General features: G+C 65.0%; 20 protein-coding genes, 2 tRNA genes and 3 rRNA genes. 4 read left to right on the forward strand and 21 right to left on the reverse strand.

Going from position 1 to position 24,752, the window contains the following annotated elements; all coding sequences use genetic code 11:
• Positions 1 to 89: 89 nt before the first annotated feature.
• The 9 genes from ACFCQI_RS04790 to ACFCQI_RS04830 form a co-directional block, all read right to left on the reverse strand.
• Positions 90 to 380, reverse strand: coding sequence for a YbeD family protein (locus ACFCQI_RS04790; RefSeq protein ID WP_395120244.1), 291 nt, complete (start codon positions 378 to 380; stop codon positions 90 to 92).
• Entirely contained in the window at positions 380 to 1,624 is a 1,245-nt protein-coding gene (locus tag ACFCQI_RS04795) for a D-alanyl-D-alanine carboxypeptidase family protein (RefSeq protein WP_395120245.1), read from the reverse strand. The genes ACFCQI_RS04790 and ACFCQI_RS04795 overlap by 1 nt, the downstream gene beginning before the upstream one ends.
• A gap of 77 nt (positions 1,625 to 1,701) precedes the next feature.
• Complete coding sequence (locus tag ACFCQI_RS04800) at positions 1,702 to 2,610, reverse strand: septal ring lytic transglycosylase RlpA family protein (RefSeq protein WP_395120246.1); 909 nt, start codon at positions 2,608 to 2,610, stop codon at positions 1,702 to 1,704.
• On the reverse strand, positions 2,607 to 3,611 hold the full coding sequence (gene mltB, locus ACFCQI_RS04805; RefSeq protein ID WP_395120247.1) for a lytic murein transglycosylase B: 1,005 nt from the start codon (positions 3,609 to 3,611) through the stop codon (positions 2,607 to 2,609). Before mltB ends, ACFCQI_RS04800 begins: the two co-directional genes overlap by 4 nt.
• Positions 3,612 to 3,707: 96 nt before the next feature.
• Positions 3,708 to 4,823 carry a rod shape-determining protein RodA gene (rodA, locus tag ACFCQI_RS04810; protein WP_395120248.1) on the reverse strand — a complete coding sequence of 372 codons (1,116 nt, stop codon included), beginning with the start codon at positions 4,821 to 4,823 and terminating at the stop codon, positions 3,708 to 3,710.
• The gene (gene mrdA, locus ACFCQI_RS04815; protein ID WP_395120249.1) at positions 4,820 to 6,781 is read right to left on the reverse strand and encodes a penicillin-binding protein 2; all 1,962 of its coding nucleotides are present in this window, start codon (positions 6,779 to 6,781) and stop codon (positions 4,820 to 4,822) included. Before mrdA ends, rodA begins: the two co-directional genes overlap by 4 nt.
• A gap of 16 nt (positions 6,782 to 6,797) precedes the next feature.
• Positions 6,798 to 7,283, reverse strand: coding sequence for a rod shape-determining protein MreD (gene mreD / locus ACFCQI_RS04820; RefSeq protein ID WP_395120250.1), 486 nt, complete (start codon positions 7,281 to 7,283; stop codon positions 6,798 to 6,800).
• The gene (gene mreC / locus ACFCQI_RS04825) at positions 7,280 to 8,245 is read right to left on the reverse strand and encodes a rod shape-determining protein MreC (RefSeq protein WP_395120251.1); all 966 of its coding nucleotides are present in this window, start codon (positions 8,243 to 8,245) and stop codon (positions 7,280 to 7,282) included. The genes mreD and mreC overlap by 4 nt, the downstream gene beginning before the upstream one ends.
• Positions 8,246 to 8,266: 21 nt before the next feature.
• Complete coding sequence (locus ACFCQI_RS04830) at positions 8,267 to 9,313, reverse strand: rod shape-determining protein (RefSeq protein ID WP_395120252.1); 1,047 nt, start codon at positions 9,311 to 9,313, stop codon at positions 8,267 to 8,269.
• A gap of 272 nt (positions 9,314 to 9,585) precedes the next feature.
• Between ACFCQI_RS04830 and ACFCQI_RS04835 the strand changes: the two genes are divergently transcribed.
• Positions 9,586 to 10,521 (forward strand): carbohydrate kinase family protein, encoded by a 936-nt coding sequence (locus ACFCQI_RS04835; RefSeq protein ID WP_395120254.1) that lies wholly within the window; start codon positions 9,586 to 9,588, stop codon positions 10,519 to 10,521.
• Positions 10,522 to 10,528: 7 nt separating this feature from the next.
• On the opposite strand, the gene glpK is transcribed toward ACFCQI_RS04835, so the two are convergent.
• The 7 genes from glpK to ACFCQI_RS04870 form a co-directional block, all read right to left on the reverse strand.
• Entirely contained in the window at positions 10,529 to 12,034 is a 1,506-nt protein-coding gene (gene glpK / locus ACFCQI_RS04840) for a glycerol kinase GlpK (RefSeq protein WP_395120255.1), read from the reverse strand.
• Positions 12,031 to 13,569: a glycerol-3-phosphate dehydrogenase gene (gene glpD / locus ACFCQI_RS04845; protein WP_395121254.1), complete on the reverse strand. Its 1,539-nt coding sequence runs from the start codon at positions 13,567 to 13,569 to the stop codon at positions 12,031 to 12,033. Before glpD ends, glpK begins: the two co-directional genes overlap by 4 nt.
• A 287-nt stretch (positions 13,570 to 13,856) precedes the next feature.
• A 5S ribosomal RNA gene (gene rrf, locus ACFCQI_RS04850) occupies positions 13,857 to 13,970 on the reverse strand.
• A 302-nt stretch (positions 13,971 to 14,272) separates the two neighbouring features.
• A 23S ribosomal RNA gene (locus ACFCQI_RS04855) occupies positions 14,273 to 17,151 on the reverse strand.
• A gap of 204 nt (positions 17,152 to 17,355) precedes the next feature.
• Positions 17,356 to 17,431, reverse strand: a tRNA-Ala gene (locus ACFCQI_RS04860).
• A 1-nt stretch (position 17,432) separates the two neighbouring features.
• Positions 17,433 to 17,509 (reverse strand) — tRNA-Ile (locus ACFCQI_RS04865).
• 221 nt (positions 17,510 to 17,730) lie between these two features.
• A 16S ribosomal RNA gene (locus ACFCQI_RS04870) occupies positions 17,731 to 19,276 on the reverse strand.
• The 16S, 23S and 5S rRNA genes sit together here with 2 tRNA genes alongside, the layout of an rRNA operon.
• An 8-nt stretch (positions 19,277 to 19,284) precedes the next feature.
• On the opposite strand from ACFCQI_RS04870, the gene ACFCQI_RS04875 reads away from it, so the two are divergent.
• Positions 19,285 to 19,479, forward strand: coding sequence for a hypothetical protein (locus tag ACFCQI_RS04875; RefSeq protein WP_395120256.1), 195 nt, complete (start codon positions 19,285 to 19,287; stop codon positions 19,477 to 19,479).
• A 247-nt stretch (positions 19,480 to 19,726) separates the two neighbouring features.
• Here the strand turns inward: ACFCQI_RS04875 and ACFCQI_RS04880 are convergent, their stop codons facing one another.
• A complete protein-coding gene (locus ACFCQI_RS04880) occupies positions 19,727 to 19,918 on the reverse strand; it encodes a hypothetical protein (RefSeq protein WP_395120257.1) in 192 nt (63 codons plus the stop codon).
• Between the two features lie 107 nt (positions 19,919 to 20,025).
• On the reverse strand, positions 20,026 to 20,223 hold the full coding sequence (locus ACFCQI_RS04885) for a rubredoxin (protein WP_395120258.1): 198 nt from the start codon (positions 20,221 to 20,223) through the stop codon (positions 20,026 to 20,028).
• Positions 20,224 to 20,331: 108 nt separating this feature from the next.
• Here ACFCQI_RS04885 and thiE point away from each other — a divergent pair, with 108 nt between their 5' ends.
• Positions 20,332 to 20,967, forward strand: coding sequence for a thiamine phosphate synthase (thiE, locus tag ACFCQI_RS04890; RefSeq protein ID WP_395120259.1), 636 nt, complete (start codon positions 20,332 to 20,334; stop codon positions 20,965 to 20,967).
• 7 nt (positions 20,968 to 20,974) lie between these two features.
• A complete protein-coding gene (gene hemL, locus ACFCQI_RS04895; RefSeq protein ID WP_395120260.1) occupies positions 20,975 to 22,258 on the forward strand; it encodes a glutamate-1-semialdehyde 2,1-aminomutase in 1,284 nt (427 codons plus the stop codon).
• Position 22,259: 1 nt separating this feature from the next.
• Here hemL and ACFCQI_RS04900 read toward each other — a convergent pair whose 3' ends face one another.
• Genes ACFCQI_RS04900 through ACFCQI_RS04910 form a run of 3 tightly spaced genes read right to left on the reverse strand, consistent with a single transcriptional unit; the run spans position 22,260 to position 24,747 of the window.
• Positions 22,260 to 22,679 carry a VOC family protein gene (locus ACFCQI_RS04900; RefSeq protein WP_395120261.1) on the reverse strand — a complete coding sequence of 140 codons (420 nt, stop codon included), beginning with the start codon at positions 22,677 to 22,679 and terminating at the stop codon, positions 22,260 to 22,262.
• Positions 22,676 to 23,926: an acetylornithine/succinylornithine family transaminase gene (locus ACFCQI_RS04905; RefSeq protein WP_395120262.1), complete on the reverse strand. Its 1,251-nt coding sequence runs from the start codon at positions 23,924 to 23,926 to the stop codon at positions 22,676 to 22,678. The genes ACFCQI_RS04900 and ACFCQI_RS04905 overlap by 4 nt, the downstream gene beginning before the upstream one ends.
• Entirely contained in the window at positions 23,923 to 24,747 is an 825-nt protein-coding gene (locus ACFCQI_RS04910; protein ID WP_395120263.1) for an SDR family oxidoreductase, read from the reverse strand. The genes ACFCQI_RS04905 and ACFCQI_RS04910 overlap by 4 nt, the downstream gene beginning before the upstream one ends.
• Positions 24,748 to 24,752: the final 5 nt, after the last annotated feature.

The following is a 24,752-nucleotide window of genomic DNA, read 5'->3' on the forward strand; positions in this document are numbered from 1 at the left end:
GCAATTCTTCTGGTTCAAGAGCCGCCGAACCCATGCGACGCGGAGGCTCGGGACGCGGCTCTTGCGAATCCCCATCCCGAATCCCGGCCTCACAACGTATACCGGACATCCGCATCGGCGCGCAGTGCGTGATGCGCTGCTTCGTACTGCTCGCGGTTGTCGCAGCGGAAGGTGACCGTGACCGAGACGAAATTGCCGGCGCCGGAATGGCGGTGACGCACGGTTTCGTGCAGCACGTGCAGGCCGGCGCGTTCGAGCAGTTGCGGCACGTGGCGGGGCAGGTCGGCGCTGGCGCTGCCCACGGCGGTGATCTCGAACTCGCCGGGGAACTGGAAGCCCCGGCCTTGCCGCTTCGCCTTGTCGAAGTCGATCGGTTGCATCACTTGGCGCTCGGCGCCTGCTCGGTGTTGCCGGTGTCCTTGTGGAACCAGAGCAGGATGCTGTCCCACAGGCGCGAGAAGAAGCCACCCTGCGGCGCGTCGGCCAGTGCGACCAGCGGCACCGTCTGCAGCGCCTGGCCATCCAGGCTGATGCGCAGGCTGCCGATCTGCTGGCCCTTCTTGAACGGCGCGATCAGGGTCGAGGGGATGTCCATCACCGCCTTGAGCTTGTCGTACTGGCCGGTCTTGACGGTGACCAGCACGTCGCTGGCCACGCCGATCGGCAAGGTGTCCGCCTCGCCCTTCCACAACCGCGGCGTCGCCAGCGGCTTGCTGGTGTCGTACAGCTTGTGCGTCTCGTAGAAGCGGAAGCCGTAGTTGAGCAGGGCCATCGCCGAATCGGCGCGCGCCTTGTTGGAGCTGGCGCCCATCACCACCGCGATCATGCGCTCGTCGCCATGCTTGGCGGACGCCGCCAGGCAGAAGCCCGCGTCGGCGGTGTGCCCGGTCTTGATGCCGTCCACGGCCGGATCGCGCCAGAGCAGCTCGTTGCGGTTCTGCTGCTTGATGCCGTTCCACTCGTACGACTTGATCGCCGAGATGGCGTAGTCGTCCGGAAAGTTGTGGATCAGCGCGCGCGACAGGATCGCGACGTCGCGCGCGGAGCTGTAGTGGTTCTGCACCGGATAGCCGGAGGCGTTGGAGAAGTGCGAGTTGGCCATGCCCAACTGCTTGGCGTAGGCGTTCATCAGGTTGGCGAAGGCATCCTCCGAACCGGCGGTGTGCTCGGCCAGCGCGATTGCCGCGTCGTTGCCGGACTGCACGATCATGCCCTTGAGCAGGTCCATCAGCGGCACCTGGCTGCCCAGCTTGAGGAAACTGGTGGAGCCGTCGGTGCCGGCACCGCCGCCGCGCCACGCATGCTCGCTGATGGTGATCATGTCGCTGGTGTGGATGCGGCCGTTGGCGAGCTCGGCCGACACCACGTAGTCGGTCATCACCTTGGTCAGCGAGGCCGGCGCGCGACGCGCATCGGGATCCTTCGAGGCAAGTATCTGGCCGGTGGCGTAGTCCATCAGCACCCAGCTGGCGCCATCGACGTCCGGCGGCGGCGGCACCGGTGCGGCCGGCATGGCCGGGCGCGGCACGGGCGACGGATGGGGCGGGGTCTGCGCCATCGCAGCGCCGACCAGCAGGACGGCAACGGCGGCAAACGGCATCAGGGTGCGTCGAAGAAAGTTCATCGTGTTTTCGAGTCCGGTTTTTTCGAGGATCGGCGTTGCGCGCGCCGAAGTGGCAAGGAAGCCTGCGCAAATCCTGCTCAGTCTACCGCGACCTGCGGCGAGGGCAGACCCATGCGTTCGATCCGGCGACTGACTTCGTCGGCACGATCCACGCTGTCCAGCGGGCCGACCCGCACGCGGCGCAGGCGCTGGCCATGCGCCACGCCATCGATCACCTGCACCGTGCCGAGGTCGGCCGCACGCAGGCGCCGGGCCAGGCGGTCGGCATTGGACGCGTCGGCGAACGCACCCACCTGCAGGTAGATTCCCGGGTGCCTGCCTGAGACCGTCTCCGGCGGCGGCAGTTCCTGCGCCGGATGCGCCGGGTCGATGCCGCGCACCTCGACCAGGCCGGTGCCCTTGGGCCAGATGCCGATCTTCACTGCCGCGGCATAGGACAGGTCGATCAGCCGGTTGTCGTGGAACGGTCCGCGGTCGTTGACCCGCACGACCACGCTCTTGCCGTTCTCCAGGTTGGTGACGCGCGCGTAGCTGGGCAGCGGCAGCGTGGTGCTGGCCGCGCTGAACGCGTACATGTCGTAGGTTTCGAGGTTGGAGGTCTTGTAGCCGTGGAACTTGTTGCCGTAGAACGAGGCGATGCCGCGCTCGTCGTAGCCGCGCGCCGTGGACAGCACGCGATAGGTCTTGCCGCGCACGCTGTAGGGCGACTTGTTGCCGTAGCGCGAGCGCGGCTCGGCCTTCGGCACCGGCTCGGACAGCTTGCTGACGTCGATCGGCGGCGGCACGCTGTCGCGGCCGTCGCGGTAGCGGCTCGATTGCGGCCGACTGAGGTCGTCGTGGATGCCACCTTCACCCGCGGGCGATGCCGTGCCGGACACGCCGCGATGGCCCGCGCCGGACGACGACGACGGCCGGCTGCGCGGCCCGCTGCACGCGGCAAGCAGCGCGCTGGCCGCGAGCACGGCGGCGACCGCGGCGAACCTCACCGCGCCGCGTCCGCCTGCGCCACGCCGGCGGCGATCGCCTGCGCCAGCTGTTCGACGGCCATCGCGTACAACGGGCTGCGGTTGTAGCGGGTGATCACGTAGAAATTCTGGAAGGTGAACCAGTACTCCGGCCCGGCCGGGCCTTCGAGCTGCTGCAGGCTGGCGAGCCGGCCGGGGTCGATCCGCTGCAGCGGCGCGTAGCCCCAGGCCTCGAACTGTTCCAGCGGATGCTTCGGCATGAGCTCGTTGAGGTCGCTCGCGTGCGCCTTGGCATCGGGCTGCGCCCGCGCCGCCACCGGGGCATCGCGCTCCCAGCCGTACCCGTGCAGGTAGTTGGCGACGCTGGCCACGATGTCGTCGGCCGAATCGTGCAGGTCGATGCGACCGTCGTGATCCTCGTCAACCGCGTAGTCGCGGATGCTCGAAGGCATGAACTGGCCCCAGCCCTGCGCGCCGGCATAGGAGCCGACCAGCGAGTCCAGCGGACCGGCCAGCTTGCTGGCGGGAAGCTCCAGCAGGGTCTTCAGCTCGTCGCGGAAAAACGGCGCGCGCGGCGGGTAGTAGAAGGCCAGCGTCACCAGCGCATCGAGCACCTTGTAGCGGCCCACGATGCGGCCGTAATTGGTCTCCACGCCGATGATCGCCACCACGTATTGCGGCGCCACGCCGTACTCGGTCGCGATCCGGTCGAGCAGTGCGCGATGCTGCTGGTAGAACGCGATGCCGCCGTCGATGCGGGCATCGGTGAGGAAGATCGGGCGATAGTCCTTCCACGGCTTGGCCTCGGCCGGGCGGCTGATCGCGTCGAGGATCGACTGCTGTTTGGTGGCGCCGTCGAGCAGCGCATTGAGCGCGGCCGGGCTCTGGCCGGTGTCGTGCGCCACCTCCTGCACCAGTTTCGCCTGCCCCGGATGGGCGGCCAGCGCGGTGTCCGTTCCAGCCACCCACGACAGCAGGACCAGCAGGCAACAGCACACACGGGACACGGGATGCACGGACATGCAAGGCCTTCGCAAAGGGAAAATCGGGGTCAGCGAGAGCCTACCATGCAAGCCGCGGCGACTTCGGCCCCACGCATGGCGCGCGCGGGGCGCGATTCAGATGTGGCTCTTGCGATTGGCATGGATCGACATCAGCACGCCGAAACCGGTCAACAGCGACACCGCCGACGTGCCGCCGTAACTGATCATCGGCATCGGCACGCCGACCACCGGCAGCATGCCGGCCACCATGCCGCCGTTGACGAACACGTAGACGAAGAAGCTCATGCCGATCGCGCCGGCGAGCAGGCGCGAATACGTATCGCGCGCCTCCATCGCGATCCACAGGCAGCGGCCGATGATGAACGCGTACAGCGCGATCAGCGCGCACACGCCGACCAGGCCGAACTCCTCGGAGAACACCGCGAAGATGAAATCGGTGGTGTGCTCGGGCAGGAAATCCAGCCGCGACTGCGTGCTGTGCAGCCAGCCTTTGCCGAACACGCCGCCGGAGCCCACCGCGATCTGCGACTGGATGATGTGCCAGCCGTTGCCCAGCGGATCGGATTCGGGATTGAGCAGGGTCAGCACGCGATCGCGCTGGTACTGGTGCAGGAAGTGCCAGCCGATCGGGATCATGCCCACCACCGCGCCCACCAGCAATCCGATACGCCACCACGCCATGCCGGAGAGGAACAGCGCGAACGCGCCGGCCGTGGCCACCAGCACCGCCGTGCCCAGGTCCGGCTGTTCGGCGATCAAGGCGGCAGGAATGGCGATCAGGATGCCGACCACCGCGATGTCCTTCCAGCCCGGCGGCAGCTGCCGCGGGTGGAGGTACCAGGCCACCATCATCGGCGTGGTGAGCTTGAGCAGTTCGGACGGCTGGAAACGCATCACGCCCAGATCCAGCCAGCGCATCGAACCGCGCCCTTCACCGAGGATCGCCACCACCACCAGCAAGGCGACGCTGACGGCGTAGAGGCCCGGCGTCCAGCTGCGCAGCACCGGGGGCGGAATGCGCGAGACCAGCAGCAGCAAGGCGCCGCCCAACACGAAACGCGCGGCCTGGCCACCGACCAGGGCCAGACTGCGATCGCCCGCGCTGTAGAGCGTGGCCAGGCCGATCAAGGCCAGCACGAACAGGCCGGCCGCCAGCGGCAGGTCGATCCGGCGCCGGGTCATCACCCGGTGCGCGAAGCGGCGCATGCGCGCGCGCAGCACGCCGATCATGGTTGCACCTCGCTGCTGGCGGACACGGGCACGTCCTCGACGACCGAGCCGGCCGGTGCCGGCGCGGCGGATGGGAGCGGTGCGGCATCCGGCAATCGCTCGGCGCCGGGCAGCACGCCCTGGTGGGTGGCCAGCCACGCATCGAGAATCTTGCGCACGATCGGCCCCGCCGCCGAAGCGCCCCAGGCGCCCTGCTCCAGCACCACGGCTACGGCGATCTGCGGGTGGTCGGCCGGCGCGTAGGCGATGAACCAGGCGCGATGGCGGGTGGCCAGATACGCGGTGTTGCGATTGGTGTCGTACGCGTCGCTGGTGCGCGAGTAGCGCTCGGCGGTGCCACTCTTGCCGGCGATCGCGTAAGGGAAGCCGTCGTTCAGGCCCTTGCCGGTGCCTTCGGTGATCACCGCGCGCATGCCCGCGTTGATCACCGCCCAGTCGCCGCGCTGGCGGATCAATGTGGCGCCCGGCGGATTGGGCAGCGGCTGGCGCTGCGCCTCGCCGACCGTGCTGGTGGCCATGCCCAGCCGCGGCAGGTACGGCACGCCACCGCCGGCCAGGGTCGCCACCGCATGCGCCAGTTGCAGCGGGGTAACCGCCCAGTAACCCTGGCCGATGCCGGCGATCACCGTTTCGCCGGGATACCAGGGCTGCTTGCTGTTGGCCGCCTTCCACTGGCGCGAGGGCAGGATGCCGTCGGATTCGCCGATCAGGTCGATGCCGGTCTCGCGGCCGAAGCCGAAGCGACTCATCCACTGGCTCAGCCGGTCGATGCCCATGTCCAGCGCCAGCTTGTAGAAATACGTGTTGGTCGACTTCTCGATCGCGGTGACCATGTCCACCGTGCCGTCGCCGCCGCGCTTGTCGTCGCGGTAGCAGCGCGTCTGCCCCGGCAGGCAGAACTGACCGTTGGAGAACACCGTGTCCGACGGCTTGCGCAGGCCCAGCTCCAGCCCGCCGAGTGCAAGGAACGGTTTCACCGTCGAGCCCGGCGGATAGACGCCCCGCAGCGCGCGGTTGTACAGCGGCTTGTCCGGGTCGGTGGTCAGCGCGCGGTAGTCGGCCTGGCTGATGCCGTTGACGAACAGGTTGGGATCGAACGTGGGCACGCTGACCATCGCCAGCACCTGGCCGTTGCGCGGATCGATCGCCACCGCCGCGCCGGGACGGCCCTCGAATGCCGCCTCGGCCGCCTTCTGGATGCGCGCGTCGATGCTCAGGTAGAGGCTGCGGCCGGGCGTGGGCGCATGGGTTTCCAGCACGTGCTGGGTGCGGCCATCGGCGTTGACCTCCAGCAATTCGTAGCCGGGCTTGCCGTGCAACACGTCCTCGTAGGAACGCTCCACGCCGCTGCGCCCGACATGGCTGGTGCCCTGGTAGCGATCCGCGTCCAGCCGCTGCAGGTCGTCGGCGTCGATGCGCCCGACGTAGCCGACCACGTGGGCGAACAACGGGCCGAACGGATAATGCCGGGTCAGGTAGGGCACCACGTCGACGTTGGGAAAGCGCCAGCGATTGACCGCGAAACGATCGATCTCGTCTTCGGTCAGGTGCATCTTCAGCGGCACGCTGTCGAAACGCCGGCTCTGCCGCAACTGCTTGTTGAACGCGTCGATGTCGTCCTGGTCCAGCGGCACCACCTGGCCCAGCCGCGCCAGCAGAGCGGGCATGTCCTTGACCTGCTCGGGCACCACTTCCAGCCGGAACGCCGGCACGTTGTCGGCCAGCACCACGCCGTTGCGGTCGTAGATCAGGCCGCGCGCCGGCGGGATCGCGCGCGGCTTGACCCGGTTGTTGGTCGAGCGGGTGGCGAACTCGTCGTGTCGCGCGACCTGCAGCACCACGTAACGCCCGACCAGCCCGCCCAGCCCCAGCAGGATCAGCACGAAACCCACCAGCGCGCGTCGACGGAACAGCGCGGTCTCGTCACGGACGTTCTTGAGCGCGCGGCGACTCTTCATCTCACCGGCTCATGCTTCATTGGATCCGCAGCCGCGCGCGCAGGTCGTCGAGCAACAGGAACAGGAACGGCCACAACGCCGCGCCGACGAAGGGCGAAATCCACCAGCTCGCCGGCGGCAGCGAGGCGCCGGCCAGCATGCGCACCAGCAGCAGCAGGAAGCGATCGTTGAGCAGCAAGGCCAGCACCGCCAGCGCCTGCTGCCACATCGGGAAGAAGCGCAATCGCGAACGGAATCGCACGGTGATGAAGACCAGCGCGCACAGCCGCAGCGCCTGCTCGCCCAGCAGCACGCCGTCGAGCAGGTCCGCAAGCAATCCGACGCCGAAGGCAAGGCCCAGGCTCACCCGGTCTTCCGCTTCCAGCGCCCAGTACAGCAACACCAGCGCCGGCCAATACGGCTTGAACGGCTCCAGCACGCCGGGCAGCGGCACCAGCATCAGCAGCAGCGCCGCGGCCAGCGTGCCGACGAACCACCACTGGCTCAGCCGCGCGCGACTCATCGCGGTACCCCGCCGGCCTGACCCGGGCGCACCGCCGGCGCGGCCACGCTGGCGGAAGTGGCCGGCGCCAGGACCTGCGGCGGACCTGCCGGAACGGGCAGGTCGGGCGGCCCCTTGGGTTCGGCCTGGTCGTGCAGCAGCAGTACATCGGTGCTGCGATCGAGGTCCGCCGCCGGCGTGGCCAGGGCGACCTGGAACATGCCGGTCGGCGCCGGCGCCACGCTGTCGATCCGGCCCACCGGGAACCCCGGCGGAAAACGGCCGCCGATGCCCGAGGTGAGCAGCTTGTCGCCAGCGCGCACGTCGGCCGCCAGCGGCAGGTTGGGCAGGCTCAGCTGGTCGCCGTCGCGCGAACCGTAGGCCACCGTGCGCAAGCCGGTACGCGCGATCGTCACCGGGATCGCATGCGAGGGGTCGGTGATCAGCATCACCACGGCAGTGTGCGGCAGCACGGCCTTCACCTGGCCCATCACGCCGTGGGCATCGATCACCGGCTGTCCGGGCTCGACGCCGTCGCGCGAGCCCATGTTCAAGGTCAGCTCATAACGGTACGCGCCGAGATCCACGCCGATGACCCGCGCCAGTTGCACGTTGAGCTTCAGGCTGTGCTGGGTATCGAGCAGCCGCCGCAGCCGTTCGTTCTGCTCGGCGACCGCGGCCATGCGGTTCAACTTGGCGTTGGCCAGCAGCAGGTCCTCGCGCAGGCGCTGGTTCTGCGAGGTCAGCAGCTGGCGATCGGCAAACGCGACGCCGAGGGTGTGCACCCCGGCCGCGGGCAGGCCGGCCAGCCGATAGACCGGCTCGACCACCGCCGAGGCGGCCGAGCGCAGCTGCCACAGCCAGCCATTGCGCTGGTCAAGCACCATCAGCACCACCGCCAGCGCCAGATAGACGATCAGCCGCAGCGTGCCGGCCGCGTTGCCGGCAAACAGGGGGGAAGAACCTTCGCGTGCGCGCGCCATCGCGGCCCCCGTTGCCGCGCGCTATTCGGGCGAGAAGAAGTCGCTGCCATGCTGATCGATCAGCTCCAGCGCCTTGCCGCCGCCCCGCGCCACGCAGGTCAGCGGGTCGTCGGCCACCTGCACGTGCAGGCCGGTTTCCTCGGAGATCAGCCGGTCCAGGTCGCGCAGCAGCGCGCCGCCGCCGGTGAGCACGATGCCGCGCTCGGCGACGTCGGAGCACAGTTCCGGCGGAGTCTGTTCCAGCGCCGACTTCACCGCCGCCACGATGCCGGCCAGCGGCTCGTGCAGTGCCTCGAGGATTTCGTTGGAGTTGATCGTGAACATGCGCGGCACGCCCTCGGCAAGGTTGCGCCCGGAGATCTCGATCTCCTTGACGTCGTCCTGCGGGAACGCGCAGCCGATCTGCAGCTTGATCCGCTCGGCGGTGGATTCGCCGATCAGGGTGCCGTGGTTGCGGCGCACGTAGTTGATGATCGCCTCGTCGAAACGATCGCCGCCGACGCGGGCGGACTGCGAGTAGACGATGCCGTTGAGCGAGATCACCGCCACCTCGGAGGTGCCGCCGCCGATGTCCAGCACCATCGCGCCGCGCGCCTCGTGCACCGGAATGCCGGCGCCGATCGCCGCAGCCATCGGCTCTTCGATCAGGAACACGTCGCGGGCACCGGCGCCTTCGGCCGATTCCTTGATGGCGCGGCGCTCGACCTGGGTCGAGCCGCACGGCACGCAGACCAGCACGCGCGGGCTCGGCCGCAGGAAGCGCGACTTGTGCACCTGCTTGATGAAGTGCTGCAGCATCGCCTCGGTCATGGTGAAGTCGGCGATCACGCCGTCCTTCATCGGGCGCACCGTGGCGATGTTGCCCGGCGTGCGGCCCAGCATGCGCTTGGCGTCACCACCCACCGCCGCGATCGTGCGCGGACCACCGGGGCCGCGGTCCTGGCGAATCGCCACCACCGAAGGCTCGTTCAACACGATGCCCTGACCACGCACGTAGATCAGCGTGTTGGCCGTGCCGAGGTCGATGGAGATGTCGTTGGAAAAGATGCCGCGGAACTTCTTGAACATGGGTCCGCCGTGGGTCGGCCAGGCTAAACAGACAAGCTCGCCAGTCTAGTCAGGCCCACCGTTCCACGCAAGGAAAAACACGTTAAGAAACCCTTGTGCAACACGGCCATAAGCGATTTTCCTGTGCCGTGGACTGAACTGCGAAGCAGGTCGCGAAGTCGCCAGCGCGGACGGATGGCGGTACGATGGCGGCCTTTGGCTGCAGGGACCGATTCTGCCCGTCCGGGCACGCACCCGCAGCCTCCCATCTCAAATCGGGGTTTTCTCGCATCATGCCTGCCGTCATCTGCGGATCGCTCGCCTACGACACCATCATGGTGTTCCAGGATCAGTTCAAGAACCACATCCTGCCCGACCAGATGCACATCCTGAACGTGTCGTTCCTGGTGCCGGCCATGCGGCGCGAGTTCGGCGGCTGCGCCGGCAACATCGCCTACAACCTCAAGCTGCTGGGCGGCGACCCGCTGCCGGTGGCAGCGGTGGGCCAGGATTTCGCGCCCTACCGGCAGCACATGCAGGACTGCGGCATCCGGCTCGATGGCGTGCGCGTGTTCGAGGAGCAGTTCACCCCGCAGTGCTTCATCACCACGGACCTGGACAACAACCAGATCACCGCCTTCCACCCCGGCGCGATGTCCAGTGCGCAGGAGAACCACGTCCGCGACATCCCGCAGATCGACTTCGCGATCGTGGCGCCCGATGGCCGCGAGGCGATGCTGCAACACGTCGACGAATTCGCCGCGCGCGGCGTGCCGTTCATCTTCGATCCCGGCCAGGCGATGCCGTTGTTCAACGGCGACGAGTTCCGCTCGATGATCGCCAAATCGACTTACGTGATCGTCAACGACTACGAATCCCAGTTGCTGCAGACTCGCACCGGCTGGAGTGCGGCGGAGATCGCCAGCCATGTCACCGCCTACATCGTGACCCAGGGTCCACGCGGTTCGGTGATCCACGTGGGCGAGGAGAGCCACCACATTCCGCCGGCGCGCGAGCGCGTCATCGTCGATCCGACCGGCTGCGGCGACGCCTACCGGGCCGGCTTGATGTTCGGCATCATGCATGGCAAGGACTGGCCCACCACCGGCCGGATCGCCTCGCTGATGGGTGCGCTGAAGGTCGAGCACCCCGGCACCCAGAACCAGCGTTTCAACTACGCCGAGTTTGCCGCGGAGTTCGCCGACCAGTTCGGATACGCACTGGACTGAGCGGAAGTCAGCTCGCGGGAAAGCCCATCGTGGCCTGCACCGCCGCTTGCCAGCCGCTGTAGAGGCGCTCGCGACGGGATGCCTCCATCGCGGGATCGAAGCGGCGATCCTGCTGCCACAACCGCGCGATCTGCTCGCGGCTGTCCCAGACGCCGACCGCCAGGCCGGCCAGATAGGCGGCGCCCAGCGCGGTGGTTTCGGTAATCCGGGGCCGCAGCAGCGGCACGCCGAGCATGTCGCTCTGGAACTGGGCCAGGAAATCGTTGCCGATGGCGCCGCCGTCGGCGCGCAACTCCTTCAGCGCGATGCCGGCGTCGGCCTCCATCGCGGCCAGCACATCGCGCGTCTGGTAGGCCATCGACTCCAGCGCCGCGCGTATCAGATGCTCGCGGCTCGTGCCGCGCGACAGGCCGAAGATGGCGCCACGCACGTCGGCGTGCCAGTACGGTGCCCCCAGCCCGGCGAAGGCGGGCACCAGATACACACCTTCGGTGGAATCCACGCTGTCGGCGCAGGCTTGCGATTGCTCGGCCCGGTCCAGCAGGTGCAGGCCGTCGCGCAACCATTGCACCACCGAACCGGCCACGAAGATGCTTCCTTCGAGCGCGTATTCCACCTTGTCGCCCAGCTTCCAGGCCAGCGTGGTCAGCAGGCCATGCTGCGACGGCACCGCGGAGAGTCCGGTGTTCATCAGCATGAAGCAGCCGGTGCCATAGGTATTCTTGGCCATGCCCGGCTCGAAGCATGCCTGGCCGAACAGGGCGGCCTGCTGGTCGCCTGCGATGCCGCAGATCGGCACGTCGCGACCGAAAAAATACTTCGGCTCGATGCGCCCGTAGATCTCGCTGCAGCCGCGCACCTGCGGCAGCATCGAGGCGGGCACGCCGAACAGGGCCAACAGGTCGTCGTCCCAGCATTGCCGATGGATGTCGTACAGCAGCGTGCGCGAGGCATTGGTCACGTCGGTGACGTGGGGGCGACCGCCGGTGAGGTTCCACACCAGCCAGCTGTCGATCGTGCCGAACAGCAGTTCACCGCGCTGCGCCCGTTCGCGCACCCCGCTGACCTGCTCGAACAGCCATTTCAGCTTGGTCGCGGAAAAATAGGCGTCCAGCAGCAGACCGGTACGCTCGCGCACCAGCGCGTCGACGGCCTCGCTGCGCATGGACTCGCACAGTTTCGCCGAATGCCTCGACTGCCACACCAGCGCGTTGTACACCGGCTCGCCGGTAGCACGATCCCAGACCACGGTGGTTTCGCGCTGGTTGGTGATGCCGATACCGGCCACCGCCGACGCCTCGATCCCGGCCTTGTGCATCGCTTCCGTCAGGGTGACCTGGACGCTGGTGAGAATGTCGCGCGGGCGATGCTCGACCCAGCCTGAGCGCGGAAAGATCTGCTCGAACTCGCGCTGTGCCGAAGACACCACGCAACCTTGCGCGTCGAAGACCATCGCGCGTGAACTGGTGGTGCCCTGGTCGATGGCGACGACGAAGTGTGCTTTCCCGCTCATGCCGACTGTGCCTCTGCTCTCTCCGCGGTTGCACCCACCAGCATCGGAACCATCCGCGCCACGTAAGCGTGCACCCGGTGGTGTTCCACCGGACTCAGGCGCAACCCGAGCTTGGTACGGCGCCACAGCACGTCGTCGCCGCTGCGCGCCCATTCCGCGCGGATGAGATAATCCAGTTCGAGCTGGTAGAGGTCGGCGCCGAAGTGCTCACCCAGATCGCCCATGGCGCACGCTTCGCCGAGCAGGGTTTCGGTGCAGGTGCCGTAGTGCCGGAACCAGCGATGCGCGAGCGAGGAAGGCAGCCAGGGCCAACGCTGCGACCAGGCCGCGAGCAGCCGTTCGGCATCGGCAAAATCGCCGCCTGGCAAGGGATCGCCTTGGGCAGTCCATGCCGACCGCTCGGGCCACAAGACCTCAGCCAATTGATCCACCGCTTCCTCGGCAAGTCGCCGGTAGGTGGTGATCTTGCCGCCGAAGACATTCAGCAGCGGGGCGCCCTGTTCGTGGTCCAGCGTGATGCGATAGTCCCGGCTGACCGTGCTGGCGTTGCCATCCTCATCCAGCAGCGGCCGCACGCCACTGTAACTCCACACGACATCCTTCGGCTGTACCGGCGTGCGGAAGTAGCGATTGACGGCGTCGCACAGGTAGCGAACCTCGCCAGCGTCGATCACGACGTTCGCGGGGTCGGCGGCATAGTCGAGATCGGTGGTGCCCACCAGGGTGTAGTCGTCCTCATAGGGGATCGCGAACACGATGCGTCGATCGGGCTGCTGGAAGATGTAAGCGTGGTCGTGTTCGAACAGCCGCGGCAGTACGATGTGGCTGCCCTTCACCAGCCGCACGCGTGGATGCCGATCGCGGCCCAGCACGTCACCCAGGAAGCGCCCGGCCCACGGGCCGCACGCATTGACCAGCACCTTCGCACGGCAGCTGTCCATCTGCCCGTCGGGGCCAAGCAGCTGAGCCTGCCACACGCCATCCTCGACGTGCGCGGAAACGCAGCGCGTGCGCACCCGGACATCGGCCCCGAGCCGGTGCGCATCCATCGCGTTGAGCACGACCAGGCGCGCGTCCTGCACCCAGCCATCGGAGTACACGAAACCGCGTGTGTACGTGTTTTTCAACGGCGAGCCGCTGACATGGCCGCGCAGATCCACCGCGCGCGAATCGGCCAGCGTCCGATGGCCGGCACCCAGGCTGTCATACAGCAACAGGCCGAGCCGGATCATCCAGGCCGGGCGCAGGTGCGATTCGTGCGGCAGGACAAACAACAGCGGCCAGGCAATGTGCGGTGCCAGCCGCATGACCACCTCGCGCTCGGCCAGCGCCTTCGCCACCAGCCGGAATTCGTGCTGTTCCAGGTAACGCAAGCCGCCATGGATCAGCTTGGTGCTTGCACTGGAGGTGTGCCCGGCCAGGTCGTCCTGCTCGCAAAGCGTCACCGAAAGTCCGCGGCCTGCCGCATCACGTGCCATTCCCGCCCCATTGATGCCGCCACCGACGATCAGGATGTTCGTGTCATGCCCCGCCATCATCGCCCTCGCCTGCGCCGAGCCGGCAACCCCACGACACGCTAACACGCCGCCCCTGCAACCAGTCGGCCCGTGTCATGGAACGGCCTTCCCGGCACAGCTTTGCTCCTGTTTTGCCAGGAACGTAGCGGGTTGATCGTGGGGTGGGCGGCGCTTGCCACCCGAGCGCAGGTCCACCTCGAGAACGAACTCCCTGGCGGTGACCTGTTGCAGGTTGCGGGCGGCGTTGGCGGCGGCAGAAAAGAAAAACCCCCACCGTTGCCGGTGAGGGTGTTTCGGGATAAAGCCCCTGGCGGTGACCTACTCTTGCATGGCAAAGCCACACTACCATCGGCGCATGCGCGTTTCACTTCTGAGTTCGGGATGGGATCAGGTGGGACCACGCCGCTATGGCCGCCAGGGAAGGGGTGGGAGCAGCGCGCGTGCGCCAGCTCCACGTTTCTGAAGAGGCGGCCCTGACGGCCGGCTCTTCCGCGAAAGATCCCTCGAGGTGTTGAAGAGTCCGCCATGGATGGCGAGGTGTTGACTCCTCTTTCCGTGAGAGGGATCTCACGTGAGATAAATCGTAAACGAGTGACAAGCGTCGAGGTGAAATTCAACCGTTTCGAGACAGTGCTCGAGGCGGCTCCTTTGAAGAGTCCGGCCAGGGATGGCCGGTGGCTCCGCAGAGGGACCTGCGTCAAACAAAGCCACTTGGGGTTATATGGTCAAGCCGCACGGCTCATTAGTACAGGTAAGCTCAACGCATTGCTGCGCTTCCACATCCTGCCTATCAACCACCTGGTCTTGATGGTGCCTTCAGGAGAGTCAAGCTCTCGGGAGATCTCATCTTGGGGCGTGCTTCCCGCTTAGATGCTTTCAGCGGTTATCACTTCCGTTCATAGCTACCGGGCAATGCCTCTGGCGAGACAACCCGAACACCAGCGGAACGTCCACTCCGGTCCTCTCGTACTAGGAGCAGCCCCCCTCAAATCTCCAACGCCCACGACAGATAGGGACCGAACTGTCTCACGACGTTCTGAACCCAGCTCGCGTACCACTTTAAATGGCGAACAGCCATACCCTTGGGACCGGCTACAGCCCCAGGATGTGATGAGCCGACATCGAGGTGCCAAACACCGCCGTCGATATGAACTCTTGGGCGGTATCAGCCTGTTATCCCCGGAGTACCTTTTATCCGTTGAGCGATGGCCCTTCCATACAGAACCACCGGATCACTAAGACCTACTTTCGTACCTGCTTGATCCGTCGATCTCGCAGTCAAGCACGCTTATGCCTTTGCACACAGTGCGCGATGTCCGACCGCGCTGAGCGTACCTTCGTGCTCCTCCGTTACTCTTTGGGAGGAGACCGCCCCAGTCAAACTACCCACCATACACGGTCCCTGACCCGGATAACGGGCCGAGGTTAGAACGTCAAGCACTTCAGGGTGGTATTTCAAGGATGGCTCCATGCAAACTGGCGTCTGCACTTCAAAGCCTCCCACCTATCCTACACAGAAGAACTCAACGTTCAGTGTAAAGCTATAGTAAAGGTTCACGGGGTCTTTCCGTCTTGCCGCGGGAACGCTGCATCTTCACAGCGAATTCAATTTCACTGAGTCTCGGGTGGAGACAGCGCCGCTGTCGTTACGCCATTCGTGCAGGTCGGAACTTACCCGACAAGGAATTTCGCTACCTTAGGACCGTTATAGTTACGGCCGCCGTTTACTGGGGCTTCGATCAAGAGCTTCGCCTTGCGGCTGACCCCATCAATTAACCTTCCAGCACCGGGCAGGCGTCACACCCTATACGTCCACTTTCGTGTTTGCAGAGTGCTGTGTTTTTGATAAACAGTCGCAGCGGCCAGGTTACTGCGACCCATCGGTGCTCAGCTACGCATGTAGCCACACTGATGGGCGCACCTTCTCCCGAAGTTACGGTGCCATTTTGCCTAGTTCCTTCACCCGAGTTCTCTCAAGCGCCTTGGGATTCTCACCCTGCCTACCAGTGTCGGTTTACGGTACGGTTCTTCTACAGCTGAAGCTTAGTGGCTTTTCCTGGAAGCGTAGTATCAGTCACTTCGCCCAAAAGGGCTCGTCATAAGTGCTCGGCATAAAGGATCCCGGATTTGCCAAAGATCCATGCCTACCTCCTTTCCCCGGGACAACCAACGCCCGGTAGACCTAACTTTCTCCGTCCCCACATCGCACTGTAGAAAAGTGCGGGAATATTAACCCGCTTCCCATCGACTACGCATTTCTGCCTCGCCTTAGGGGCCGACTCACCCTGCGCCGATGAACGTTGCGCGAGGAAACCTTGGGCTTTCGGCGGGGGGGCTTTTCACCCCCCTTATCGTTACTCATGTCAGCATTCGCACTTCCGATACCTCCAGCAGACTTTACAATCCACCTTCACAGGCTTACGGAACGCTCCTCTACCGCGCACATTGCTGTGCACCCCGAGCTTCGGTGTCTAGCTTAGCCCCGTTAAATCTTCCGCGCAGACCGACTCGACCAGTGAGCTATTACGCTTTCTTTAAAGGATGGCTGCTTCTAAGCCAACCTCCTGGCTGTCTATGCCTTTCCACATCGTTTTCCACTTAGCTAGAACTTGGGGACCTTAGCTGCGGGTCTGGGTTGTTTCCCTTTTCACGACGGACGTTAGCACCCGCCGTGTGTCTCCCGGATAGTCTGTCCTGGTATTCGGAGTTTGCCATGGTTTGCTAAGTCGCGATGACCCGCTAGCCATAACAGTGCTCTACCCCCAGGAAGATTCGTCCGAGGCGCTACCTAAATAGCTTTCGAGGAGAACCAGCTATCTCCGAGTTTGTTTAGCCTTTCACTCCTATCCTCAGCTCATCCCCATCTATTGCAACAGATGTGGGTTCGGTCCTCCAGTGCGTGTTACCGCACCTTCAACCTGGCCAAGGATAGATCACTCGGTTTCGGGTCTACTGCCTGAGACTATGCGCCCTATTCAGACTCGATTTCTCTTCGCCTCCCCTATACGGTTAAGCTTGCCACAGACAGTAAGTCGCTGACCCATTATACAAAAGGTACGCAGTCACCCTTGCGGGCTTCCACTGCTTGTACGTATACGGTTTCAGGGTCTATTTCACTCCCCTCTCCGGGGTTCTTTTCGCCTTTCCCTCACGGTACTAGTTCGCTATCGGTCAGTCAGGAGTATTTAGCCTTGGAGGATGGTCCCCCCATGTTCAGACAAGGTTTCACGTGCCCCGCCTTACTCAATTTCATATCAAGTGCCCTTTCGTCGACTGGGCTATCACCATCTATGGCCGGCCTTTCCATGCCGTTTGACTAGAACACAAGATACTTTTGGGCTAGTCCGCGTTCGCTCGTCGCTACTGACGGAATCTCGGTTGATTTCTTTTCCTCCGGGTACTTAGATATTTCAGTTCCCCGGGTTCGCCTCGCATGACTATGTATTCATCATGCGATACCGCTTGCGCGGTGGGTTTCCCCATTCGGACATTGCCGGATCAAAGCTTGTTGCCAGCTCCCCGACACTTTTCGCAGGCTGCCACGTCCTTCATCGCCTCTGACTGCCAAGGCATCCACCGTATACGCTTAGTCGCTTGACCATATAACCCCAAGTCGCCTCGGGGCATGCCCCCTCCTCAGGGGCAGCCAAGTTACTTCGTTTCGTGCCTTAACACTTGCCTCGGTTCGGTTCGAACCAAGACGCTTGTCACTCGTTTACGTGTTTTCAAAGAACATCGTGCCGGCCTCAATGCCGGTCGATTTCAAAATCTTTCGTGTGCTGATACTTCACGCGCCCACTGGAGTGGTGGAGCCAGTCGGGATCGAACCGACGACCCCCTGCTTGCAAAGCAGGTGCTCTCCCAGCTGAGCTATGGCCCCATGGTGGGTCTGGGTGGACTCGAACCACCGGCCTCACCCTTATCAGGGGTGCGCTCTAACCACCTGAGCTACAGACCCATGAAAGGTGAACCCCAGAACCCGCGAGCCAAGCTACCTGGTCCCGCTTGACGGGGCCGTAAGCCTCGTTCGAAGCGGCTGTTGTGAAGAGTCCGGCCATGGAGGGCCGGTCTTGATGTTCGCTCTTCGCAACAGGGACGTTGCGTAAGCAAACCCTTCGCGTGAAGTACAGGTGTCTTGTGTGGACGTCTTGCACCGATCGGTGCGACGTGTCGTTCTCGAAAGGAGGTGATCCAGCCGCACCTTCCGATACGGCTACCTTGTTACGACTTCACCCCAGTCATGAACCACTCCGTGGGCGTCGTCCCCCTTGCGGTTAGACTAACGCCTTCTGGAGCAACCCACTCCCATGGTGTGACGGGCGGTGTGTACAAGGCCCGGGAACGTATTCACCGCGGCATAGCTGATCCGCGATTACTAGCGATTCCGACTTCATGGAGTCGAGTTGCAGACTCCAATCCGGACTGGGATCGGCTTTCTGGGATTGGCTCCACCTCGCGGTATTGCAACCCTCTGTACCGACCATTGTAGTACGTGTGTAGCCCTGGCCGTAAGGGCCATGAGGACTTGACGTCATCCCCACCTTCCTCCGGTTTGTCACCGGCAGTCTCCTTAGAGTTCCCGACATTACTCGCTGGCAACTAAGGACAAGGGTTGCGCTCGTTGCGGGACTTAACCCAACATCTCACGACACGAGCTGACGACAGCCATGCAGCACCTGTGTTCCGATTCCCGAAGGCACTCCCGCATCTCTGCAGGATTCCGGACATGTCAAGGCCAGGTAAGGTTCTTCGCGTTGCATCGAATTAAACCACATACTCCACCGCTTGTGCGGGCCCCCGTCAATTCCTTTGAGTTTCAGTCTTGCGACCGTACTCCCCAGGCGGCGAACTTAACGCGTTAGCTTCGACACTGATCTCCGAGTTGAGACCAACATCCAGTTCGCATCGTTTAGGGCGTGGACTACCAGGGTATCTAATCCTGTTTGCTCCCCACGCTTTCGTGCTTCAGCGTCAGTGTTGTCCCAGATGGCCGCCTTCGCCACTGATGTTCCTCCCGATCTCTACGCATTTCACCGCTACACCGGGAATTCCACCATCCTCTGACACACTCTAGCTCGCCAGTATCCATCGCCATTCCCAGGTTGAGCCCGGGGATTTCACGACAGACTTAACGAACCGCCTACGCACCCTTTACGCCCAGTAATTCCGATTAACGCTTGCACCCTTCGTATTACCGCGGCTGCTGGCACGAAGTTAGCCGGTGCTTATTCCTCAGGTACCGTCAGACTGCACACGTATTAAGCATGCAGATTTCGCTCCTGATAAAAGTGCTTTACAACCCGAAGGCCTTCTTCACACACGCGGCATTGCTGGATCAGGCTTGCGCCCATTGTCCAATATTCCCCACTGCTGCCTCCCGTAGGAGTCTGGGCCGTGTCTCAGTCCCAGTGTGGCTGATCATCCTCTCAGACCAGCTAGCGATCGTCGCCTTGGTGGGCCATTACCCCGCCAACTAGCTAATCGCACATCGGTTCGTCCTGCCGCGCGAGGCCTAAAAGGTCCCCCGCTTTCTCCCGTAGGACGTATGCGGTATTAGTCCCGGTTTCCCGAGGTTATCCCCCACGTCAGGGTAGATCCCGATGCATTACTCACCCGTCCGCCACTCGCCACCCAAGGAGCAAGCTCCTCTGTGCTGCCGTTCGACTTGCATGTGTTAGGCATGCCGCCAGCGTTCAATCTGAGCCAGGATCAAACTCTTCACTTAAGTTTTCGATGACCGAAGCCATCTATCTTTCCGAAGCGTATGTTCCCAACCAATCAAAACTCATTACTGACTTTTTACTTGGTGGGACGCTTGCATTGCTTGGACAGGTCACAACCCATCAACGCAAGACGTCCACACAATTCACCTGCGCACACTGTCAAAGATCTTCGCTGCCCGACCGCCTTTCGGTGATCGCCCCGTGACCTTTCGTCCCGGGTGAGCCGCCCATTCTACATCGCTTTCCGAGACCGTCAACACCCTCGATGGAAAAATTTCGACGGTGTTTTGTTGCGGAATCTTCGCCGACAGGGCCTGTCGTCGAAGGGGCGAGCATGATAGCGCCCCGCGGCGTTCGTGGGAAGGGTCTGCGTGCAGTTTCTTCCAGGCAATGGCGCAGCGAGGGCCGTCGAACGGCCTCACCGCACCATCGTGCAGAGGGTTGGCCTGCAATCAGGATCCCGCAGCGCCACGCGAAAACAGCGGCCGCGCCGGACAGGTCTCCTGCGACAGCGCCACGGCGCACGTGGGCGGAGTCGCGAGCGCCGGTTCAGGCAGCAAGCCGACTCGATAGGGGATGAAATCTTCCGGGCGCATGCGTTCGAACGCGTCCCAGTCATCTTCGAAGGGAATGAACCGCAGCATGGGATGCTCCTGATCCGGCGCGCACCATCCGTGCGCGAGTTCATCAGAGCAGTCGGCGCGGCCAGTTCGCCGGCAGGGTCTGGCCGTTTGCGGGCGCAACGCTGCGCTTAGTCGATCTCGATCATCTCGAAGTCGTCCTTGGTCGTGCCGCAATCCGGGCAGGTCCAGGTCTCGGGTACGTCTTCCCAGCGCGTGCCTGCCGGGATGCCCTCGTCGGGGACGCCCTGCGATTCATCGTAGATGTAGCCGCATACGACGCACATCCATTTGCGCGTGGCAGCGGCACCGGGGGAACTCTGGCTCATGGTCGGGCTTCTTCGGATGACTGGGAATAGGACATTCTCGCAACTCGACCGACAATGCGAAAGCACGACAATGATCCGGCCATCTTCACGCCACTCGGAAATCCGCCCATGAAACACCCCGCTACGCTCGCACAACGTGGCCTGTACGCGATCACCAACGGACCGCGCCCCGACCTGCTCGACGTGGTGGCACAGGCGCTGGCCGGCGGCGCACGGCTGCTGCAATATCTGGACGAGGAGCCCGGCGATGTGCGCCGCCACGCCGAGGCCACGGCGATCGCGCAATTGTGCCGGCGGCATGCGGTGCCGCTGATCATCCACGAGGACGCGGCGCTGGCGCAGGCCGTCGGCGCCGATGGCGTGCATCTGACGCACTCGGCCGACACAATCCACGCGGCCCGCGAACGCCTTGGCCCAACCGCCATCATCGGCGTCGCCTGTCGCGACTCGCTCGCCGACGCGCGCAGCGCGGCACAGGCCGGCGCCAGTTACGTATCGTTCGGTGCGATGTATCCGTCGCCGACCAAGCCGCAGGCAACGATCGCCCCGGTGGATCTGCTGAGGCAAAGCGCCGCGCTGGGCGTGGCACGGGTGGCGATCGGCGGCATCACGCCGGACAATGCTGCCTTGCTGATCGAGGCCGGCGCCGATTACGTGGCTTCGATTTCCTCCCTGTTCGCTGCGCCCGACGTGCGCGACGCGGCTCAGCGTTTCGCCCGGCTGTTTCCCTCGCCCAATCCTTGAGAATCCGATGACGACCAACCACGAACTGTTCCAGCGCGCCCTTCCGTTGTTGCCCGGCGGCGTGAATTCGCCGGTGCGCGCATTCAAGTCGGTCGGCGGCGAACCGTTCTTTACCGCCCGCGCCGATGGCGCGTATCTGTGGGATGTCGAAGGGACGCGCTACATCGACTATGTCGGCTCGTGGGGCCCGATGATCGTCGGCCACAACCATCCCGCCGTGCGCGAGGCGGTGGAACGCGCGGTGCGTGACGGCCTTTCCTTCGGCACGCCGTGTGCGGCCGAAGTGGTGATGGCCGAAACGATCACGCGGTTGATCCCGTCGATCGAGATGGTGCGCATGGTCAATTCCGGCACCGAGGCGACCATGTCGGCGATCCGGCTCGCCCGCGGCGCCACCGGCCGCAGCAAGATCGTGAAGTTCGAGGGCTGCTACCACGGCCACGGCGACAGCTTCCTGGTCAAGGCCGGCTCCGGTGCGCTGACCTTCGGCGTGCCGACCTCGCCGGGCGTGCCGAAGGCAAATGCGGATCTCACGCTCACCCTGCCGTACAACGACCTCGCTGCCGCGCAGGCGCTGTTCGCCGAACTGGGCGACGAGATCGCCGGGCTGATCATCGAGCCGGTTGCCGGCAACATGAACTGCATCCCGCCGGTGGACGGCTATCTGCCAGGCCTGCGCGAACTGTGCACACGACATGGTGCCGTGCTGATCTTCGACGAGGTGATGACCGGTTTCCGGGTGGCGCTGGGCGGCGCGCAGGCGCATTACGGCGTCACGCCGGACCTGACCACGTTCGGCAAGATCATCGGCGGCGGCATGCCGGTCGGCGCCTACGGCGGCCGCAGGGACCTGATGGAACAGATTGCTCCGTCGGGCCCGATCTACCAGGCCGGCACGCTCAGCGGCAATCCGGTGGCGATGGCCGCGGGCCTGGCGATGCTGGAGCTGATCCAGGCGCCCGGCTTCCATGATCGTCTGGCCGCGCGCACGCGTCTGCTCTGCGACGGCCTGCAATCGGTCGCCGACGGCGAGGACGTGGCATTCAGCACGAACCGCGTGGGCGGCATGTTCGGCCTGTTCTTCAGCGCCGGGCGAGTGAACAGCTATGCGCAGGCCACGGCCGCCGACGTTGCGCTGTTCAATCGCTTTTTCCACGGCATGCTGAAGCGCGGCGTGTATCTGGCGCCTTCCGCTTTCGAGGCGGGGTTCATGTCCAGCGCACACAGCGACCAGGACATCGCCGATACGCTGGAGGCTGCACGCGGCGCCCTGCGCGACGCGCGCGGCTGATTCACCAGCTGCCGGTGTTGGGCATGGACGCCCACGGTTCGCGCGGCGGCAAGTGGCCTTCCTGCAGCAGTTCGACGAAAACCAGGTCGGGCGAACGCACGAACGCCATGTGGCCGTCGCGCGGCGGGCGATGGATGGTGTAACCCATGTCCAGCAACCGCTGGCAGGTGGCGTAGATGTCCTCCACCCGGAAGGCGAGGTGGCCGAAGTTGCGCGCGCTGCCGTAATCCTCGGTGGAACCCCAGTTGTACGTCAGCTCGACTTCCGCCTCGGGGCTGTCCGGCGCAGCCAGGAATACCAGGGTGAACTGGCCCTGGGCGTTTTCCATGCGGCGCACTTCACGCAGACCCAGACCTTCGCAGTAGAAGCGCAGCGAGGCATCGATGTCGCGCACGCGCACCATGGTGTGCAGATATTTCATGGTCCACTCCTGTCTGTCGCGGGTTTCCCGCCTGCGACGAAATCGTTCAACGCGTGGTGCAGGCGGGAAAGGCCTTCGGCCAGTTCCTCGTCGGTGATGGACAACGGCGGCACGAAGCGCAGCACGTCCGCGCCGGCCTGCAACAGCAGCAAGCCGCGAGCCGCGGCGTGGTCGAGGATGTCGCCGGCCCTGCCCTTGTAAGCATCCGCCAGCACGGCACCGATCATCAGGCCACGCCCGCGCACTTCGTCGAACAGTGCCAGTTGCTGGTTGATCCGGGCCAGGCCCGCGCGCAAATCGTTGGCCTGGCGCTCGACGTTGGCAAGGATCGCCGGCGAGGCCAGCTTGGCCAGCGCCACGCGCGCCACCGCGGCGGCCATCGGATTGCCGCCGAAGGTGGTGCCGTGCGACCCGTACTGCATCGTGTCGGCCACTTTCGGTCCCGCCAGCATGGCGCCGATGGGGAAACCGCAGCCCAGTGCCTTGGCCAGGGTGACGATGTCCGGCTTGACCTGGCCGTGCGCGAACAGCTCGCCGGTGCGGCCCATGCCGCACTGGATTTCGTCCAGCACGAGCAAGGCGTCGTGCTCGTCGCACAACTCGCGCACGCGTTCGAGGAAACCCGGCGCCGCCGGCACCACACCGCCTTCGCCCTGGATGGGCTCCAGCATCACGGCGGCAATGTCGCCGGCCTCGAATGCCAGTTCCAGCGCTGCCGCGTCGTTGTAGTCGAGGTAGCGAAAGCCGGCAGGCAGCGGCTCGTATCCGGCCTGGTATTTCGGCTGCGCCGTCGCGGTCACCGTGGCCAGCGTGCGACCGTGGAAGGAACCCTTGAAGGTGACGATGATGCGTCGCTCCACCGGGCGCCCCTGCGCGGCCGCCCAGCGGCGCACCAGCTTGATCGCCGCCTCGTTCGCCTCCGCACCGGAGTTGCACAGGAATACGCGCTCGGCGAAACCCGAAGCCACGACCAGTTCCTCGGCCAGGCGCAGCGGCGGCTCGGTGTAGAACACGTTGCTGGCGTGCCACAGCTTGTGCGCCTGAGTGGCCAGCGCAGCGAGCAGATCCGGGTCCTGGTGTCCCAGCGAGTTCACCGCGATGCCGGCGCCGAAGTCGATGTAGTCGCGGCCCTGCGTGTCCCACACGCGCGACCCGCGACCGTGATCGAGCACCAGCTCGCGCGGCTTGTAGACCGGCAGCCAGTAACGCTTGCCGAGGTCCAGCAGTTCCTGTTCGGGCGAGCTCATGAGCGCTCCAGGAACAGGTCCGGCAGCAGCTCGGCGCCGGGCTCGACGGCGTACTGGTCGAAATCGGTCACGCCGGTTTCGACCAGCACTTCGTCGTCGATCGCGAAATGGCCGGTGTAGTCGCGGGCCGGCCGGGTCAGGATGGCGTGGGCGGCATCGGCCACGATCTCCGGACGGCGGCACTGCCCGGCGGTGACGCCGTCGATCATCGCAATCGCGGCGGTGGCGATTACCGTGCGCGGCCACAGCGCGTTGACCGCGATGCCGAGCGGGGCGAACTCGGCGCTCATGCCCAGCACGCACAGGCTCATGCCCATCTTGGCGATGGTGTAGGCGACATGCGGGGCGAACCATTTCGGATCGAGGCTGGGCGGCGGCGACAGCATCAGCACATGCGGGTTGATCGCTTTCTTCAGGTACGGCAGGCAGGCCTGGGTGACCAGGAAGGTGCCGCGGGTGTTGACCTGGTGCATCAGGTCGAAGCGCTTCATCGGCGTGCCTTCGGTGCCGGCCAGCCAGATCGCGCTGGCGTTGTTGACCACGATGTCGATGCCGCCGAAATGCTCCGCCGCCCGCGCCGCCGCGGCGACCACCTCGGCCTCCTCGCGGATGTCCACCTGCAGCGCCAGCGCACGACCGCCCGCCGCTTCGATGTCGGCCGCGGCGGTGTGGATGGTGCCGGGCAGCTTGGGATTGGGCACCGCGCTCTTGGCCGCGATCACGATGTTGGCGCCGTCGCGTGCGGCCCGGCGCGCAATCGCCAGGCCGATGCCGCGCGAGGCGCCGGTGATGAACAAGGTCTTGCCAGCGAGCGAACTCATGCGAA

Origin of the sequence: Rhodanobacter sp. FW102-FHT14D06 (assembly GCF_043950705.1) — a bacterium.
Lineage (GTDB): Bacteria > Pseudomonadota > Gammaproteobacteria > Xanthomonadales > Rhodanobacteraceae > Rhodanobacter.

Bases quoted from the DNA above. Each gene is read 5' to 3' on its own strand.
- ACFCQI_RS04790 (WP_395120244.1), bottom strand. From the start codon at position 380: ATGCAACCGATCGACTTCGACAAGGCGAAGCGGCAAGGCCGGGGCTTC.
- ACFCQI_RS04795 (WP_395120245.1), bottom strand. From the start codon at position 1,624: ATGAACTTTCTTCGACGCACCCTGATGCCGTTTGCCGCCGTTGCCGTC.
- mltB (WP_395120247.1), bottom strand. From the start codon at position 3,611: ATGTCCGTGCATCCCGTGTCCCGTGTGTGCTGTTGCCTGCTGGTCCTG.
- rodA (WP_395120248.1), bottom strand. From the start codon at position 4,823: ATGATCGGCGTGCTGCGCGCGCGCATGCGCCGCTTCGCGCACCGGGTG.
- mrdA (WP_395120249.1), bottom strand. From the start codon at position 6,781: ATGAAGAGTCGCCGCGCGCTCAAGAACGTCCGTGACGAGACCGCGCTG.
- mreD (WP_395120250.1), bottom strand. From the start codon at position 7,283: ATGAGTCGCGCGCGGCTGAGCCAGTGGTGGTTCGTCGGCACGCTGGCC.
- mreC (WP_395120251.1), bottom strand. From the start codon at position 8,245: ATGGCGCGCGCACGCGAAGGTTCTTCCCCCCTGTTTGCCGGCAACGCG.
- ACFCQI_RS04830 (WP_395120252.1), bottom strand. From the start codon at position 9,313: ATGTTCAAGAAGTTCCGCGGCATCTTTTCCAACGACATCTCCATCGAC.
- ACFCQI_RS04835 (WP_395120254.1), top strand. From the start codon at position 9,586: ATGCCTGCCGTCATCTGCGGATCGCTCGCCTACGACACCATCATGGTG.
- glpK (WP_395120255.1), bottom strand. From the start codon at position 12,034: ATGAGCGGGAAAGCACACTTCGTCGTCGCCATCGACCAGGGCACCACC.
- glpD (WP_395121254.1), bottom strand. From the start codon at position 13,569: ATGGCGGGGCATGACACGAACATCCTGATCGTCGGTGGCGGCATCAAT.
- ACFCQI_RS04875 (WP_395120256.1), top strand. From the start codon at position 19,285: ATGACCGAAGCCATCTATCTTTCCGAAGCGTATGTTCCCAACCAATCA.
- ACFCQI_RS04880 (WP_395120257.1), bottom strand. From the start codon at position 19,918: ATGCTGCGGTTCATTCCCTTCGAAGATGACTGGGACGCGTTCGAACGC.
- ACFCQI_RS04885 (WP_395120258.1), bottom strand. From the start codon at position 20,223: ATGAGCCAGAGTTCCCCCGGTGCCGCTGCCACGCGCAAATGGATGTGC.
- thiE (WP_395120259.1), top strand. From the start codon at position 20,332: ATGAAACACCCCGCTACGCTCGCACAACGTGGCCTGTACGCGATCACC.
- hemL (WP_395120260.1), top strand. From the start codon at position 20,975: ATGACGACCAACCACGAACTGTTCCAGCGCGCCCTTCCGTTGTTGCCC.
- ACFCQI_RS04900 (WP_395120261.1), bottom strand. From the start codon at position 22,679: ATGAAATATCTGCACACCATGGTGCGCGTGCGCGACATCGATGCCTCG.
- ACFCQI_RS04905 (WP_395120262.1), bottom strand. From the start codon at position 23,926: ATGAGCTCGCCCGAACAGGAACTGCTGGACCTCGGCAAGCGTTACTGG.
- ACFCQI_RS04910 (WP_395120263.1), bottom strand. From the start codon at position 24,747: ATGAGTTCGCTCGCTGGCAAGACCTTGTTCATCACCGGCGCCTCGCGC.